Here is a 16321-nt window from a genome sequence, read left to right on the forward strand (position 1 = left end):
AGAGCGGCCAAGGTTAAGTAAAGAGCAGGCGGTGGTGCTTGAATTTTAGCCCTGTTTTTGCTAAGATATAGAACGAACGTTCAGTATAGAAGGGGGTGTTCCCGATGAACAAAAAGCTGCAGCAGACCCTTGAAACCAAAAAGCGGATTGCCGACGCGGCCAAAACGCTCATTTTTAATAAGGGGTATAAGGCGACTTCCATTGAGGATATCGTGGAGGCCTCCGGCAGCAGCAAAGGGAATATCTATTACCATTTTAAGAGTAAGGAAGGCCTGTTCCTGCATATAATAAAGGAATGGGACGAGGAATGGGAGCAGCGCTGGGGAGAGAAGGAGCATTTATATCCTACGGCGACGGATAAATTGTACGGGATGGCCGACCAACTGGCGTTAGACGAGTTGAACCATCCGATTTCGAAAGCGATCGATGAATTTATGAATAGTGAAGATTTGGCTGAAGATGTAAAAAGCAAAATGGCGGAGATTTTCGCAAGCCATTTCGCCTTCAATAAAGAACTGCTTCAGCAGGGTATCGCTGCAGGGGAGTTTGCGCCCGGCGACGCGGAAACCCTCTCCGTTGTTCTGGAAAGCCTTCTGGCAGGGTTAAGCGAGATGACCCGGGTCGTTAAAATCGAGGATGTGCAGCGCTTATATCATGATGCGGTTACCGTGTTCCTTCGCGGTATAACCCCAAGATAAACTATTTTTTGCCGAGATACAGACCGAACGTTCAGTATATAAAAACAATAAACTGCATTTTTATTTATTTGGAGGAAACCTATATGTCTTTGTTGATTAGAAATAACGGGGCGATTCTGCTGCTCATGATCAACATCTTCCTGGTTTTTACGGGAATCGGGCTCGTTGTTCCGATCATGCCGACTTACATGAACGAGCTTCATATCAGCGGCAGCATCGTCGGGATGCTGGTCGCCGCGTTTTCGCTGACCCAGTTGGTGTTCTCGCCGTTTGCCGGCCGGTTGTCCGACTCGCTTGGCCGCAAAAAAATCATCATCGCCGGAATGCTTGTTTTCGCTGTGTCGGAATGGCTCTTCGGGGCTGTCAGTTCCCCGGTGCTGCTGTTCGCGGCGCGAATGCTGGGAGGCATCGGGGCGGCGCTTATTATGCCGGCCGTTATGGCTTACGCGGCGGATGTTACTACGGGTGAAGAAAGAGCCAAAGGGTTGGGTCTGATCAACGCGGCCATTACGACCGGCTTTATTATCGGCCCGGGCATCGGCGGCTTTATCGCCGAATTCGGGATCCGCATGCCCTTTTACGCCGCTGCCGTTGCCGGACTTATCGCCGCTGTGGTAACGACCATTTTGCTGCCCGAATCGCTTAACATCGCCAAACAGCGGCAGGAAACAACGGAAAACTTGCCGCAGCCGAAGCGGGAGAGCCTGCTCGTGCAACTGCTTCGTTCGTACCGGCAGCCTTATTTTATCAGCCTGATTATCGTTTTCGTGCTGTCGTTTGGCGTATCTAATTACGAAACGGTATTCGGCCTGTTCGTCGATCATAAATTCGGCTTCACGCCGCGGGATATCGCCATGATCATCACATTTGGCTCGATCTCCGGCGCCGTCGTGCAAGCGACGGTGTTCAGTGCGATTCTGAACCGGTTTGGGGAGAAGCGGGTGATCACCCTCAGTTTGATTACGTGTGGGTTGTGTATCCTGCTGACCTTGTTCGTGCACAAATATTGGCTGATTTTCCTGGTGACATTCCTGGTGTTTCTGTCCATCGATATTGTGCGGCCGGCGGTCGGCACGCAATTATCCAAAATGGCCGGGGACCAGCAGGGTTACGTCGCCGGTCTCAATTCGGCTTATACCAGCCTCGGCAATATCGCGGGCCCGCTGGTCGCCGGTTACCTGTTCGATATCAATATTAATTATCCGTACGTTTCCGCCGCGATCGTGCTGATTCTCTGCTTTTTCTTGGCGCTAAAGCCCGTTTCGGGCCAGACCAGCGGTACAGCAGCGCGGCAGACGGCGGATTATGAACATTAATATTTCAAAGCATTTGGCAAAAAAAGCCGGTGTGGACAAGGAAACGGTCCGCCGGCTTTTTTTATTTCATGAATGTGTATTTACATTTTTCAAAAAGAGGACTATACTCTAATCAGAAAGTTGCACTGAGGAAACTTTACTGTATAGAGGCAAATCCCATGTGCAGTTAAGGAGGGATTGACATGATAGAGCAAGGTGTTGTACAGCAACAACCGGCTAAAATGGACCATAGAGCGAAAAAAACAAATGCATCCGCGCATGCCGCACTGGACGGAAAGGTCAAGGGGCTAAAGCGTCTGCTGCCCTTTCTGGGCCCGGCGTTTATCGCCGCGGTAGCCTATCTTGATCCCGGAAATTTTGCGACCAATATTACCGCGGGTTCCAAATACGGATATCTCCTGTTATGGGTGATCGCCGCCTCCAACCTGATGGCGGTGCTGATCCAGACGTTGTCCGCCAAGCTAGGCATCGCCACCGGCAAAAATTTGCCCGAGGTCGCGCATGACCGGTTTCCCAAAGGCGTTTCGATCTTTTTGTGGGTTCAGAGCGAACTCGTCATCATCGCTACCGATTTGGCCGAGTTTATCGGAGCGGCGCTGGGGCTTTACCTGCTGTTTGGCATCCCGATGCTGCCGGCCGCCATTATCACCGCGATCGGCTCGTTTGCGATATTGGAGCTGCAGCGCCGGGGTTACCGCACGCTGGAAGCCGGGATCGCCGGCATGGTGTTGATCGTCGTATTGGCATTCGCCTTCCAGGTGGTCGCCGCCAAACCGGATCTGGGCGCGGTTGCCACGGGCATCATCACTCCGCGTTTTGAGGGCGTGGACAGCGTGCTCCTGGCCGCGGGCATCCTGGGCGCTACCGTAATGCCCCATGCGATTTATTTGCATTCTTCGCTGACGCAAAACCGGATTGTCGGCCGCAACGAAGCGGAGAAAAAGAAGATTTTCAAGCTGGAATTCATCGATATTGTGCTGGCCATGATTATCGCCGGGGCGGTCAATATGGCGATGGTTATCGTCTCCGCAGGGCTGTTTTTCAAAAACGGGCTGGTGGTCGAGGACCTTGACGTTGCCTTTCACCAGTTCGCGCAGCTATCCGGACCGGTTACCGCCATCTCCTTCGGGCTTGGCCTGCTGATCGCCGGCCTGTCCAGCTCTTCGGTAGGCACGATGGCCGGGGACGTGGTGATGCAGGGCTTCATCAACAAGCGGATCAATTTGTATCTCCGCCGGGCCATCACCATCGTACCGCCGCTGGCGATCATTATTTCGGGCATTAATCCCACCAGCGCATTGGTATTAAGCCAGGTTGTCCTCTCGTTCGGCATCGCTTTTGCCCTGATTCCGCTGATTATGTTTACCAGTAACCGGGACATTATGGGCGGTTTGGTCAACCGGCGTTTCACCACCATCCTGGGATGGCTGATCTCCGCCCTGGTCGTCGGTCTGAATCTGTTCCTGTTGACGCAAATGCTGTTGTGAGTTCGGCTGCGAGTTATTATTTGTTTCCTACGAAAAAAGCTCGCTTAATACATGCAGGATTCCCTGCGCATACGGATACGGAGCAACCCGGGAATAAAGCGACTTCGCTTCCCGGGTTGCGTTTTGCAGCAGGTACCCGTGCTTTACCGCTTTTAACATCTCAAGATCGTTCCCGCTGTCGCCGAAAGCGATCGTTCTTTCGAAAGGAACACCCGTAGAAGAGATCAGGAAGTCGGCCACCGCCTTTTTCCCCGTTCCTCTGGGTATAAAATCTACGTCATAAGCCCCCTCGGGATCGCCTGCTTTCGGATTGCAAACATTGAGGTTGAGTCCGATTCCCAGGTTAAAGGCCAGTTGTCTGATGATAGTCAAGTCATATGCCGTTTTCGTTAGCGACTCGGAAAAGTAATAATAGTTCATTTTGTGCCGGGCTTGGCCAAACTGGGTTTGTTCATGCAGCCGGATGCCGTATACCGACTTAAGTTCGCTGACCATATCTTCCACGGCAGGACGGGAAAAGCCAGACAGCCGGATGATCTTCTCCCACGTTGGGCTATGCTTGAGCTGCCCGTCAGGCTCCGCCTGCCAAAGCTCTGTGCCCAGGTTGCTGCCGATGAAATGGGGAAGGTATGACAGACCGGCCAAAGTCATTTTGTGCTCAATATGCGCGAGGCCGCTTCCGGTTACAAAGCCGATTTTGACCTGGTGACGCCAGGCAAGCAATTGCAGATATTCCTCCAGTTCTTGCAGCAATCGAAGCTGCTCCGGTGTTCGTTCATGAGGATAATAGGTTTCGTCGAAGTCAAACAAAATAAGATGATGTGTTTCCTGTGCGGTTTGAAATGTGCGCATGGTTCTATATACTTCCTCCCGGTAAATGGATTAGACTTAGGATACATGCCGGGAACGTTCCCAGGTCAATAGCTTAAAAAGGAGTGGTTTTTATTCCGACCATTCACGATATTTCCCGTCATAGCGGGGTCTCCAAATCGACCGTTTCCCGCGTCTTAAACGATCATCCTCACGTCTCGAAAGAAAGCCGGGACAAAGTGATGCGGGCGGTTCGGGAGCTTGAATACGTCAGAAATGCGCGAGGTGTCCAGCTTCGTCTGCAGTCGAATCATATGATCGGCGTAATTGTCCCCGATTTGAACCGCCCCTATTTCAGCGAACTGGTGAGTGTGCTGGGCAAATCTTTCAGTGAACATGGCTTGAAAGTGGTTGTTCATCAGACGTATTTTTCACCCGAACTAGAACGGGAAGTGTACGGCAAATTGGCTCGCCGGGAAATGGATGCGGTCGTTATTACGCATTCCCTTTTTTCGGAGCGGGAGGTCAAAGAACAGGTGGGAACCCGCGTTGCCCTGGTTTGCAATGAAACATTTCCAGGGGAATGGCTGGATGTGTTTGCCTTGGATGAAGCGGACGCCATTTATCAAGCCGCAACCCATTTGCTGGGCAGCGGGCGGCGTCACCTGGTTTTCTGTATGGATCACCGGACGCCGTTGCAGGACAAAAGGTGGGCAGGGTTTAAGGCCGCCCATCGTCATTTTGGACTTCCGTGTACGGAGGCGCAAAAATTCAGCGGTATCCATCAGGTTCAGGACGGCTATGCGCTCGGGCTTGAGTTGTTTGCTTCTGCGAAAAAGCCGGATGGAATTGTGGCCGGAAGCGACGAGGCGGCGGCCGGTTTCCTGCGTGCGGCGAAAACTTGCGGCATCATCGTACCGGCAGAAACGGCCATCATCGGCTTTGACGATCATCCGATCTGTCTGGTGACCACGCCGGAGTTAACGACCGTTCAGAACCGGATTGCCGAAATGGTCCGGGATGTTACGGTATGCTTGAACCGGCGGCTGCGGGGAGAAGCGTCCGCGCCGATGTCGCGAACTTACAAGGCCGTGCTGGTTGAGCGCGGTTCGGCGTGAAGCACTTGAGCTGCGGCTTTGCGCTTTGCCTCCCTTGGCTCGCCGTTGTCGGCATTGTCATTGGATTTATCCAATAGAATTGGAAATTGGGTGGAAAATGTAGTGGTTAGATTGGATATTTTCCAATAGATCGAGCTCCGCAGGGTTCAAAACGGGCGAAATGAGCGAATTCTATTGGACTTTTCCAATGGGAGCTTCAAATCGCATTCGATTTCCCCTAATCTATTGGATTATATCCAATGAGAGCGTGAACACGACTTAAATGTGCTGCACCGCAGTCGTGATGCGCAGGTATCGGCGGGAGGAGTAGAGGAATCCTGGAGGAGAAGAGGAGTCTGGAGGCAAGGGACACCAGAGCCGGTATCTGCTGAAAAAACGGAGGTTTGCAAAATGTAACGGACACAAATGACCTTATTTAGCTCAAATCGGCCCGGGTGAACTGGTTTAGAGTGAAATAGCGTCAACTGGGTCCGTTAGGCTGGGAAATACCCGGGAAATAGGCGAATAAGGTCGCTGGAGTCCCTTAGAGTAGCGTCCAAAGTTTAGAAAGAGCCGAAGTCCCCGGTGCTTCTGCTTATGAGGATTAAGGGTTCCCCCTGCTTCATATAATTAAGCGTTTACACACAAAGCCACTCTGCAATGTCAGGCATTCATTTGCGAAGATGAGGAGGTTATCATGTGGTGAGAACGTATCGATGGCTGTTCACGCTGATCGTCATCCTGTCTCTTGCGGCGGTTCCGTTCACGGCATCAGCCTATCAAAATCCGCGAACCTTGCCGGATGAATGGGGGCAGTATGGGCTGGGGGATCCCTATGTTCTGAAATTTAACGGCTATTACTACTTGTATGTGAGTACGAGAGATACGGACGACGGGGTAAAAGTTTGGAACTCCCGGAACCTGGTGAACTGGAACTATCGCGGACTGGCCGCGACGGACCCGATTACGCACGGGGCATACGCGCCTGAGGTCATTTACTGGAATGGAACGTTTTATATGTACACCTCGCCCGCCGGGAACGGCCATTATGTGCTGAGCAGCACTAGTCCTACCGGACCGTTTCAGGTTGTCACCGGCAATCTCGGGAAATCGATCGACGGTCATGTCTTTATTGATGATGACGGTTCGTTCAGTTTTTACCATGCCGCTCCAGGCCGCATCGATGCCGCACCGATGAGCAGCCCGACCACAATCGGGGCAAGCGCGTCAACGGGAGTCGGGATGGGGGGCTGGACGGAGGGAGCAACGGTCTTTAAACGCAACGGAAAATACTATATGACTTATACCGGAAACCATGTGTTCAGCAAAGGGTACCGGGTGGATTATGCGGTGAGTACGTCGGGGCCAAGATCCGGGTATGACGCGGATGCCGCGGACGGCCTCAATCCCGCTTTAATCAGCACGGAGGGACCGACGGTGGGGCTCGGCCATAATACGGTGACCGTCGGCCCGGATTTGGATACGCATTATATGCTTTATCATAATTTGGAGGGGCCGGGCATTGTCGGACCGTTGCGCCATTTGAACATGGACCGGATCGTTTGGAACAACGACAGGATGATGGTGCTTGGCCCCACGACGACGCCGCAGCGCGATCCGGAAATGCCGGATTTCTACGACTATTTTGACCGCTCCGCGATCGGGAGCAATTGGACCAATGTGGGCGGCGGCAATTGGGGCATTTATAATCAGCAGTTAATGTGGCAAAATGCACTCGGCAATACAACTTGGTACAAACAAGTGACGGCGGCGGCCAGCGCGGCGGATTATACGGCCGAGTTCAACATGAAGGAAATGAACCGGGGAACCACCTCCGCCAATCCGAAGTTCGGCGCTGTATTCTCCTATACGGATGAGAACAATTACGGCGTAGCGCTGCTCAGCTCGAAAAATAACCGGCTGGAGACGTTTTTCCGCATCGGCGGTGTGGATCAAGCTTGGCAGATGTTCCCTCTGCCGGCCGGCTTCGATTATTCGAAATGGCATAACATTCGTGTCGAAAAGTCCGGATCCACGTTTAAGTATTATGTGGACGGCATGCATAAAGGGACGCGAACCGCCAATTTGGGAGCGGGCAAAATCGGCGTGATGACGGAAGATACGCATGCGGATTTCGGCTTTGTCGCCTTTAGCAACGACGTAAACGGAAGCAGCGCCTGGGACGCTTATAAACCGGTTCCGGGCACAATCGAAGCGGTGCATTATATGAAAGGCGGCGAGGGAATCGCCTATCACGACACGACGGGCAATAACATAGGCGGCGCTTACCGGTCCGATGCCGGCGACATCCGCCTGAACAGCGAAGGGCTGTTCAATTTAGGCTGGAATCAATCCGGAGAATGGTATAAATATAAAGTGAATGTGGCGGCAAGCGGATATTACGACATCGACTTCCGCATGGCCACGACGATGAGCGGCGTGCAAATCCGCGTGTGGGACGGCGCCACGGACTTAACAGGCCTGATCGATGTGCCGAATACGGGCGATTGGGAGAGCTGGCGGACCGTCGCAAAGAAAAGGGTGTATCTTAACGGCGGAGAGCGGGAGCTGAAAGTGGAGTTTGTCACCGGGGAAGCGGATTTTTCGCGGATGACGTTCCATAAACATGCTACCGTCCTGGCGACAAGCGATCATTTCGATGATGGCAATGATAACGGGTGGACCCGCTTCGAAGGCACATGGACGGTGGAGAACGGGGAGTACAGTTCGGGCGGATCGGGGTCGGCCAAAGCCGTGCTCGGAGATGCGGGATGGGCGGATTATACGGTGGAGGCCGATCTCAAGATGATCGATTCCGGGGGCGACGCGGGGCTGCTCGTTCGAGTGTCCAATCCTTCGCATGGCACCGAAAGAGGCCAGAACAACCTGGACGCCCTTCAAGGATACTACGTCTATTTAACGACAAGCGGAGTAAACCTGGGCAAAATGAATTATAATTGGAAGTTTCTCGCCGGCTCTGCGCAGTCGTATTCTACGAATACCTGGCACCATATAAAAGTTGTCGTTAGCGGCACGAACATCAAAGTGTTTGCGGGAGATATGGCGAGTCCAAAGATCGACTACACCGACACCAGCTTGAATCCGTTCACGCACGGCAAAATCGGGGTAAGAACCTTAAACAAGCATGCGCATTTCGATAACATTTCGGTGTCACAATGATGAGAAAAAGCCTGCAAATAAACATGGATAAACTTAAAAAGACAGCCGTTCCCCAAATTAAAAAATGGCTGGGGATGGATCTATCCGGCTACAAGCTGACCAAGGTTACGAATGAGCCAGGCAATGCGGTCTTTACCAAAAGCGGCGCGCCGTCGGTCAAGATTTCGTATAATTCCAAGGGAGAACTGTACTGGGTGGACTAGACTAGCTAGCGCCGACCGCCGACCGCCGCATTGAATTCTCATTTTTTCTCGATCAATCTGAGCCTGCAAATAAATTGCAGGCTTTTTCCATAGATATGGCGCCAATCGCCTTCCCGTCCGGTACAAATGTGGTATGATGAATAAAGTAAAGACACAGATTTGTCACATTATCCATCGACAACGGGGGGCACGGGATCATGAAAAGTTTGATGGAGCTTCTTTTTAACGATAAATACCGGTCTTTGTTCTATCGTTTATCCGCCGCGCTGGGCCTGTTGGTTGTGCTGGCCGCTTTAGGTTTTGTCATTTTTAACAGCGCTTACAATCACCTTCAGCAAAAGGCCAAGCTGGAGGATTTAAGCAAAAAATCGGAGACACTTTTCAAGAATTACTATAATAATTTATTTCAAGATGTGGACAAGAAGTCCGTCGATCTATCCAATAACAAGAAATTGATGAGTATATTGAAGGGTACGGAACATGGCGGGGACATCAGCCTCACCGACATCATCAATAGCGGCGCCGACTTTTGCTGCATGGTCTCCATCGATATCTACACGCGTGATCAGGCGTTTCGTTACAACCATGGCCAAATCGTCAATATCCCGCCAATGAGCGATGAAGAATGGGCGGCGAGCAGAGCGGACATCATAAAGGGCGCTAATTGGAGAATAGATGACACTGCCGCCGCTGCCTCCTCGTCTCCTCCGGCTGTGCATATCCTGCGCAGCGTTCCCAATATTGCGGCGGAGCCGATCGGTTTTATCAAAATCAATTTAAACAGCCAGTCACTGTTCCAAAATCCGTTTCAGAGCGGCCAGCAGGAAAAGATGTGGCTGGAGTCGCCCTCGCATTTATTATTTTCGTTAAGTACGGGGCAACTCGATCAGGAGGCTATGGCCAACGTTCCCCGGTTCGACCCAGTTGCTTCCGACTCCATTTCTTTGGACGGCAAAAATTACTTTTACGATGTTTTGCCTGCCCGGTTATCGGGATGGAATTTTGTTTATGCGGTACCCGAGGGGAGCGTAACGAATGGGAATGGGATCTATTTCGGTTCCGCCCTTTGGCTCGCGTTTTTCCTTCTGTTTATCCTGTTAATTTTCTATACGTTCACCCTGATGCGCAGTGTCTTCGGAAAAATACGCACGATTCAAGAAGTCGTTGGGAGCTCGAACGTTACGGGAGTCAAGAACGGCAGAAGTTTCTCCCTTAACGTGCTGATTAACAGCGTAGCCGCTTTGAAGGAGCACCGGGAAAATATCGAATGGATGTATCGGAAAAATATCCCGATCTTGAAAAAAGCCCTTTGTTATCGGCTGCTTCATCACGATCGGGGGGAATGGCCGGATATTCAAGAACAGATGGGGCAACTCGGATTCACGTTTTCCACTTCCCTGTTCTCGGTTATTTTGTTTCGCATCGATAAATATTACGACTTTCTGCAGACTTATAACAAGGCGGATCAAAGCTTGCTGCGCTTTTTTGCTTATAAAATGGCGGAAGAGATGGGCGGTCAGTCCTTCAAAGTTTTGATGTGGAATACCGAAAGCCGGGATATCGTCATGATCGCCAACGCCCTCGTTCCTATGGAGGAAGAAGTTTTCAAAGCCCAACTTGAAAGCGCAATCCATTCGATCGTCGTCCAAATCAACAGTTACTTGAAAATTACCATTACTGCTGTGATCGGCCATCCGGTCCAAGATGTTCGGCATATTCCGGATAGCTGGAATCGGGTCGGCAACTTCATGGAAAGTAAAAGATATGGCGGCGGCTGTCACGTGCTGCTGTGCTGGGATCAAGACGCTGAAACGCCGTTTTTTGCGGATATGCTCGAAGTCTCGCGGGGGCGGAAAGACGCCTTGCTTCAAGCCGTCAAAAGCAACGATATCCGGCAAATCGATGAAGAGCTGGGGCGGACGAAGTTGTTTTTGGAGTCTTTGGACGGTTATCCGATGATGTTTGTTCAACAGTTGTTGATCGATTTCGTGATGTCGGCGGCCTATGCGTTGATGGAGATGGGCTCGAAGCTGCAGGTCGAAAAAGTATTCGCGGAGATGCATTTGGCCATGCAGCGCATCGAAAGCATTGAAGAAGCCGTGGCCTGGTTCAAGAACAAACTGTCCTATTGGCTGGAAACCATGGAAGAGGAGCGTTCCGATCACACCGGATTAATGTCGCATGTGCTTGAATACGTGAACGCCAATTACGACCGGGAGATTTCGCTTGGCGGCATCGCTGCCGAATTACAGCTGAGCATCGCGTATTTAAGCCGGCTGTTCAAAAAAAGCACCGGCAAAAATTTCATGGACTACTTGATTGATTTACGGATCGAACGGGCCAAGCAAATGTTGACGGATTCGGCGGAGACGGTGCAGCGGATCGGAGAGAAAGTCGGGTATATAAACACGCAAAGCTTCATTCGCATCTTCAAAAAAAATGTCGGCGTGACGCCGGGCCAATACCGGGAAAGCAAAACCCGCGAGACGGCAAAACGCCTGGACGCGGGCAAAGTCTACTAGTGAGAGTTCAAAAAGTTGGGTTTACAGGACCGAGAAGGTTGGATGAAGCTAGGGACTAAGTAGCGGAGCGTAGACAAATCTACGTGAGCAACGGAAGGCCCGGCTGAATTCAAGATTCGACGTCGAATCCGCTTCTTGAATAGCAAAAATCATTCATTGTTCAAAAAAGGTTCATCCGCCGATAAAAAGGCCATTTGGGTTAGCGTGCAAATGATGATCATCGGATCAAAAATGCACGCTATTTTTTTTGATTTAGGCAGACTATATTCAAAGCCAAGATCAGCCGCTTTAACCCGGCGGATCAAATTTAATAATCGGGGGGAAGATCCGATGTTGCAAAAAAGGGGAAAAGCTTTTCTATCATTATTCATGGCCGTGTTCGTACTGCTGGTTTCCGCGTGTTCGTCCGGCGGCGGAAATACCTCGGGTTCGGCGGATTCAAGCGGAAGTAAAGGGGGAAACGCCGCGGGGGAGCAGGTGACGCTGAAGGTATGGGTACCCATCAACACGCCGGAACTCGACGCGGTGTATAAGCAAATCGGCACCGACTTCGAAAAAACGCATGAGAACATTAAGGTGGAAATCACCACTATCCCTTTCTCCGATTACTTCCAAAAATTATCGGTGGCCTACGCCGGCGGCATTCAACCGGACGTCCACGGGCTCGGATTCGGCCAATTGATCTCGACGGTCGATCAGGGCAATTATATGGATTTGAACACCTTGATTCAAAATGACAATTGGTCCGGCAAAGACGACTTCTTTCCGGACATCCTGAAAGCCGGGGAGTGGAATGGAGGACTGTACGGGCTGTTGATTCCCGAAATCCGTCCGTTTGTTTGGAGAAAGGACTATTTCCGGGAAGCAGGACTTGATCCCGAACAACCGCCAAAGACCTATGCCGAATTGTTCGAATTCGCCAAGAAGCTGGCTAAGAAAGAGAACGGAAAAGCCGTGCGCTCCGGCCTCGATATCACGACGAGCACCGTCAACAACGCGAACTCGGAGCAATCGTTTTTAAGCCTGCTGCTGCTTAACGGCTTGAACTTGTATGACGAAAAAGGCAACCCGACATTTGATTCGCCGGAGTCGATTAAGGTTCTGGAGCAGGTCATGGATCTCGTGAAAGATAAAGATATCGTGTTCCAAACGGATGTGAACGTAACGGGAACCTTGTTCCAAAACAATCTGGCGGCCATGTCTTTTGCCAGCTCCTATTCGCTGACGCAATTAAGCAAGTCGATTGGCGCGGAGAATCTCGGGTATTCCCTGCCGCCGAAAGGGCCAAACGGTGAACAAACCTCGCTGATGCTGGGAACGTTCATGACCATGGCCAAGAAAACCGAACACCCGCAAGAAGCTTGGGAATTCCTGAAATTCATGTTCTCGCCGGAAGAAATGCTGCCGTTCGCCAAAGCCTCCGGCTACATCCCGCCGCTGAAATCGCTCCAAGACGAGTTCGTGAAACTGGATCCGGCCAATGAAGTTATTTTTGAATCCATGAACGACGCCAGCAGCTATTTGCCTTCGGCCAACTGGAATACGATCGTCAAGTACCTGCGGATCGGCTTGGAAGAAGCCTTCTTCAGCAAAAAGTCGCCGGAGCAAGCGATGAAAGATGCCGCGGAAGCGGCCCGGCAAGAAAGCGCCAAAAAGTAAAAAGCGAATTCCGGGGCCCCTATGCGCAGCTGTCATGCTCAGGGGGCCTTTGATGGAAAGGGGAAAACGCATGAACGCGACCTGGAGAAGAAAACTAACGCCCTATCTGTTGATATTGCCCAACGTGCTCATCTACTTCATTTTTATTTTTGTTCCCCTTTTATGCGTTATCTATTTAAGTTTCACTAATTACAGCATCCTGTCCCCCGGTCATTGGGTGGGGTTGTCCAATTACGCCCGGATGCTGGAAGATCAATTGTTTATGGGGGCCGTCAAAAATACGTTTGTGTTTTGGATCGTGTCGGTCCTGCCGCAGATGGCGCTTGGTTTGGTTCTGGCCGTGCTGTTGAATTCTAAAATTAAAGGGCTTTCTTTTTTTCGTGCGGGGTTGTATTTGCCGAGCGTCATCTCCGGGGTCGCGGTATCCATGACATGGCTTTACTTGTATGACTTTCAGAGCGGCCCGTTTAATGCCGTGTTGAAGGGATTGCATCTGAATCCGGTCAATTGGCTGGGTGATGCGCAGTACGCCTTAATGTCGATCAGTATTCTCGGCATCTGGGTTGGGACCGGATACGCGTTGATCGTATACTTGGCGGGTCTGCAATCGATCTCGCAGGAATTGTACGAGGCGGCCAGTATCGACGGGGCTTCGAAACTGCGGATATTTTTCCGGATTACCGTGCCGCTTTTAAATCCGATGACGTTTTTCATTTTCGTGACCGCGACGATTCGCTCGTTCCAAGTCTTCGATTACGTTTACGTGATGACCAAAGGCGGGCCGCTGAATACGACGAATACGATCGTCAACAGCATCGTGGATACCTCGTTCGCGCAGTATGAAATGGGATATGCTTCGGCGCTCTCCATTTTCTTGCTCGTCATTACGCTGGTCATTACTTTGATCAACTACAGAGTCGGAACGAAAACGCTGGATAGCTGAACGGAAGAAGGGAGAGAGACCGTTGAAGAAGCTCGGCATGGCCAAGGTTCTAGTCTACGTATTTTTGATCGTGATTACGCTGCTCAATTTATTTCCCGTCGTGGTTATGATTTTTACTTCGCTGAAGGGGAACGACGAACTCATCTCGGGAGCGTTTTCCCTCCTGCCGCGCGATTGGCATTTCGAGAATTATTTGCAAGCGATGGAGAGCGGGAAATGGGGGCTTTATTTCAAAAATTCCCTGATCGTCACCTTGGTCGTGACGGCCGGCAGCCTTTTATTCAACACGCTGGCGGGGTATACGTTTGCCAGAATCCGCTTTCGGGGCAGCACGATCATCTTCGTGTGCTTGCTGGCCGGGATGATGGTGCCCGCGCAGTCGATTGTAGTTCCGCAGTTCATCATTATGAAAAGCATTCCGCTGTTCGGTCATAACGATATTTGGGGCCAGGGCGGAACGGGCTGGCTGAACACGTATTATGCCTTAATCATTCCCGCCTTGTCCGGGTCGATCGGCATCTTTATGGCCAGACAATTTTTCTCGGGGTTTCCGAAAGACTTGGATGAAGCGGGTTATATGGACGGGTTGGGTTATTTCGGAACTTATCTGAGAATTTTCCTGCCGTTAAGCGGTCCATTGATGGCAACACTCGGCATTCTGAAAATCGTTTCCGTCTGGAATGAATTCTTCCAGCCGCTGATCTTTACGAACACGGAATCGATGCGGACCATCCAATTGGCGTTATCGCTGTTCAAAGGAGAGTTCACGATTCAATACAACTTGCTGATGGCCGCCACCGTTCTGGTGTCGTTGCCGATGCTCGTAGCCTTCCTGTTGTTCCAGAAACAATTTGTCGGCAGCATCGTCTCGTCCGGCGTCAAAGGTTAAATTACGTAAGAAAGCGAGGAAAAAGTGATGAAAGCGATCATGTTGATGTTCGATACGTTAAATCGGCACATGCTGCCCCCTTATGGATGCGACTGGGTTCACGCGCCGAATTTCCAAAGGTTGGCCGAGAAAACCGTCGTTTTCGATCATGCCTACGTGGGGAGCATGCCTTGCATGCCCGCGCGGCGGGAACTCCATACGGGCCGCCACAACTTCCTGCATCGCAGCTGGGGGCCAATCGAGCCTTTCGACGACTCGATGCCCGAACTATTGAGCGAAAACGGCGTATACACCCATCTCGTCACCGATCACCAGCATTACTGGGAGGACGGCGGCGCGACCTATCATACCCGATATAATTCGTGCGAACTGATTCGCGGCCAGGAAGGCGATCCTTGGAAAGGCGAGGTCGCCGATCCGGAGCCTCCGGAATCGATCGGGATGAAGGCGATGGGCCGGCTCGTCCGCCACGACTGGATCAACCGCAAATACATTCGCGAAGAGCAGGATTTTCCGCAAGCGCGCACGATGGAGAACGGGTTGGAATTCATGCGGACGAACCGGAACGAGGATCGCTGGTTCCTGCAGATCGAAACGTTTGATCCGCACGAGCCGTTTTACGCTCCGCAAAAATATCGCGACCTTTATCCCCACGACTACACGGGCAAGCATTTCGATTGGCCGCCGTACGGGCCGGTCACCGAGACGAAGGAGGAGGTGGAGCATCTTAGGTACGAATATGCGGCGCTGCTCAGTATGTGCGACCACTACTTGGGGAAAGTGCTGGATGTTATGGATGAGTTCGACATGTGGCAGGACACCTTGCTGATCGTGAATACCGATCACGGGTTTCTGCTCGGCGAGCACGATTGGTGGGCTAAATCGGTGATGCCCTATTACGATGAGATCGCGCATATGCCGATGTTCATCTGGGATCCCCGCAGCGGGAAGCAGGGCGAGCGCAGGCAAAGTCTCGTGCAGACGATCGATTTGACGCCGACGCTGCTCCGCTACTTCGGGGTCCACGTGCCCAAGGACGTCCAAGGGAAAGACCTCGAAGCCACGATCGCAAGCGATCAGCCTGTCCGAGATTCCGCGATCTTCGGCATGCACGGCGGGCATGTGAACGTGACGGATGGGCGTTATGTCTATATGCGCGCGCCGGTGACCGAGACGAATATGCCGCTATACAACTATACGTTGATGCCCACGCACATGCGCAGCCGTTTCACCGTGGAGGAACTTCGCGACTCGGCACTCCATCCGCCGTTTACGTTCACAAAGGGCGTCCCAACACTGAAAGTCCAAGGTGTCGGCCTCTACAATCGGGCCCATGCGTTCGGCACCCTGCTGTTCGATTTGCAGCAGGACCCCCGGCAGCAGCACCCGATTCAGGACAAGAATTTGGAACAAACGATGATTCAATTGTTGAAGTGGAACATGGAAGCGAACGAAGCCCCGCCCGAGCAGTATGAAAGGCTAGGTTTATAAATCCATTGATGAAGGAGCGAGTTAAA

Annotated in this window: 13 protein-coding genes; 11 read left to right on the forward strand and 2 right to left on the reverse strand. The window is 51.7% G+C overall.

All coding sequences use genetic code 11. The features are described 5' to 3' along the window. Positions 1-104: 104 nt before the first annotated feature. The 3 genes from ACLD72_RS01595 to ACLD72_RS01605 all read left to right on the forward strand — a co-directional run bounded on the left by ACLD72_RS01595 (position 105) and on the right by ACLD72_RS01605 (position 3501). Positions 105-698, forward strand: a complete 594-nt coding sequence (locus ACLD72_RS01595) for a TetR/AcrR family transcriptional regulator (RefSeq protein WP_328272327.1) — start codon at positions 105-107, stop codon at positions 696-698. Positions 699-781: 83 nt separating this feature from the next. Continuing rightward, entirely contained in the window at positions 782-2014 is a 1233-nt protein-coding gene (locus ACLD72_RS01600) for an MFS transporter (protein WP_410994932.1), read from the forward strand. Between the two features lie 221 nt (positions 2015-2235). Next, positions 2236-3501: an Nramp family divalent metal transporter gene (locus tag ACLD72_RS01605; protein ID WP_410995277.1), complete on the forward strand. Its 1266-nt coding sequence runs from the start codon at positions 2236-2238 to the stop codon at positions 3499-3501. 27 nt (positions 3502-3528) lie between these two features. Here ACLD72_RS01605 and ACLD72_RS01610 read toward each other — a convergent pair whose 3' ends face one another. After that, positions 3529-4353, reverse strand: coding sequence for an HAD-IIB family hydrolase (locus tag ACLD72_RS01610; RefSeq protein ID WP_410994931.1), 825 nt, complete (start codon positions 4351-4353; stop codon positions 3529-3531). Positions 4354-4436: 83 nt separating this feature from the next. Here ACLD72_RS01610 and ACLD72_RS01615 point away from each other — a divergent pair, with 83 nt between their 5' ends. The 4 genes from ACLD72_RS01615 to ACLD72_RS01630 all read left to right on the forward strand — a co-directional run bounded on the left by ACLD72_RS01615 (position 4437) and on the right by ACLD72_RS01630 (position 11313). Continuing rightward, positions 4437-5429 (forward strand): LacI family DNA-binding transcriptional regulator, encoded by a 993-nt coding sequence (locus tag ACLD72_RS01615; protein WP_410994929.1) that lies wholly within the window; start codon positions 4437-4439, stop codon positions 5427-5429. A 681-nt stretch (positions 5430-6110) separates the two neighbouring features. Then, a complete protein-coding gene (locus ACLD72_RS01620; protein WP_410994927.1) occupies positions 6111-8588 on the forward strand; it encodes a family 43 glycosylhydrolase in 2478 nt (825 codons plus the stop codon). Between the two features lie 23 nt (positions 8589-8611). After that, complete coding sequence (locus tag ACLD72_RS01625; RefSeq protein WP_458475487.1) at positions 8612-8791, forward strand: hypothetical protein; 180 nt, start codon at positions 8612-8614, stop codon at positions 8789-8791. 197 nt (positions 8792-8988) lie between these two features. Next, on the forward strand, positions 8989-11313 hold the full coding sequence (locus ACLD72_RS01630) for a helix-turn-helix transcriptional regulator (RefSeq protein WP_410994924.1): 2325 nt from the start codon (positions 8989-8991) through the stop codon (positions 11311-11313). 149 nt (positions 11314-11462) lie between these two features. Here ACLD72_RS01630 and ACLD72_RS01635 read toward each other — a convergent pair whose 3' ends face one another. Continuing rightward, entirely contained in the window at positions 11463-11684 is a 222-nt protein-coding gene (locus ACLD72_RS01635) for a hypothetical protein (protein WP_458475488.1), read from the reverse strand. Here ACLD72_RS01635 and ACLD72_RS01640 point away from each other — a divergent pair. From ACLD72_RS01640 to ACLD72_RS01655, 4 genes are read left to right on the forward strand one after another with little or no spacing between them, the layout of a single operon-like run. Then, a complete protein-coding gene (locus ACLD72_RS01640; protein WP_458475489.1) occupies positions 11683-12972 on the forward strand; it encodes an ABC transporter substrate-binding protein in 1290 nt (429 codons plus the stop codon). The genes ACLD72_RS01635 and ACLD72_RS01640 overlap by 2 nt on opposite strands. A gap of 52 nt (positions 12973-13024) precedes the next feature. After that, complete coding sequence (locus ACLD72_RS01645; protein ID WP_410994921.1) at positions 13025-13915, forward strand: carbohydrate ABC transporter permease; 891 nt, start codon at positions 13025-13027, stop codon at positions 13913-13915. A gap of 22 nt (positions 13916-13937) precedes the next feature. Next, a complete protein-coding gene (locus tag ACLD72_RS01650) occupies positions 13938-14804 on the forward strand; it encodes a carbohydrate ABC transporter permease (protein ID WP_410994919.1) in 867 nt (288 codons plus the stop codon). 27 nt (positions 14805-14831) lie between these two features. Further along, positions 14832-16295 (forward strand): sulfatase, encoded by a 1464-nt coding sequence (locus ACLD72_RS01655; protein ID WP_410994918.1) that lies wholly within the window; start codon positions 14832-14834, stop codon positions 16293-16295. The last annotated feature ends 26 nt before the right edge of the window (positions 16296-16321 follow it).

This window comes from Paenibacillus lacisediminis, from assembly GCF_046567315.2.

Excerpts from the sequence above, each read along its gene's own strand:
- ACLD72_RS01595 (WP_328272327.1), top strand. The coding sequence starts at position 105 with ATGAACAAAAAGCTGCAGCAGACCCTTGAAACCAAAAAGCGGATTGCC.
- ACLD72_RS01600 (WP_410994932.1), top strand. The coding sequence starts at position 782 with ATGTCTTTGTTGATTAGAAATAACGGGGCGATTCTGCTGCTCATGATC.
- ACLD72_RS01605 (WP_410995277.1), top strand. The coding sequence starts at position 2,236 with ATGGACCATAGAGCGAAAAAAACAAATGCATCCGCGCATGCCGCACTG.
- ACLD72_RS01610 (WP_410994931.1), bottom strand. The coding sequence starts at position 4,353 with ATGCGCACATTTCAAACCGCACAGGAAACACATCATCTTATTTTGTTT.
- ACLD72_RS01625 (WP_458475487.1), top strand. The coding sequence starts at position 8,612 with ATGGATAAACTTAAAAAGACAGCCGTTCCCCAAATTAAAAAATGGCTG.
- ACLD72_RS01630 (WP_410994924.1), top strand. The coding sequence starts at position 8,989 with ATGAAAAGTTTGATGGAGCTTCTTTTTAACGATAAATACCGGTCTTTG.
- ACLD72_RS01640 (WP_458475489.1), top strand. The coding sequence starts at position 11,683 with ATGGCCGTGTTCGTACTGCTGGTTTCCGCGTGTTCGTCCGGCGGCGGA.
- ACLD72_RS01635 (WP_458475488.1), bottom strand. The coding sequence starts at position 11,684 with ATGAATAATGATAGAAAAGCTTTTCCCCTTTTTTGCAACATCGGATCT.
- ACLD72_RS01645 (WP_410994921.1), top strand. The coding sequence starts at position 13,025 with ATGGAAAGGGGAAAACGCATGAACGCGACCTGGAGAAGAAAACTAACG.
- ACLD72_RS01655 (WP_410994918.1), top strand. The coding sequence starts at position 14,832 with ATGAAAGCGATCATGTTGATGTTCGATACGTTAAATCGGCACATGCTG.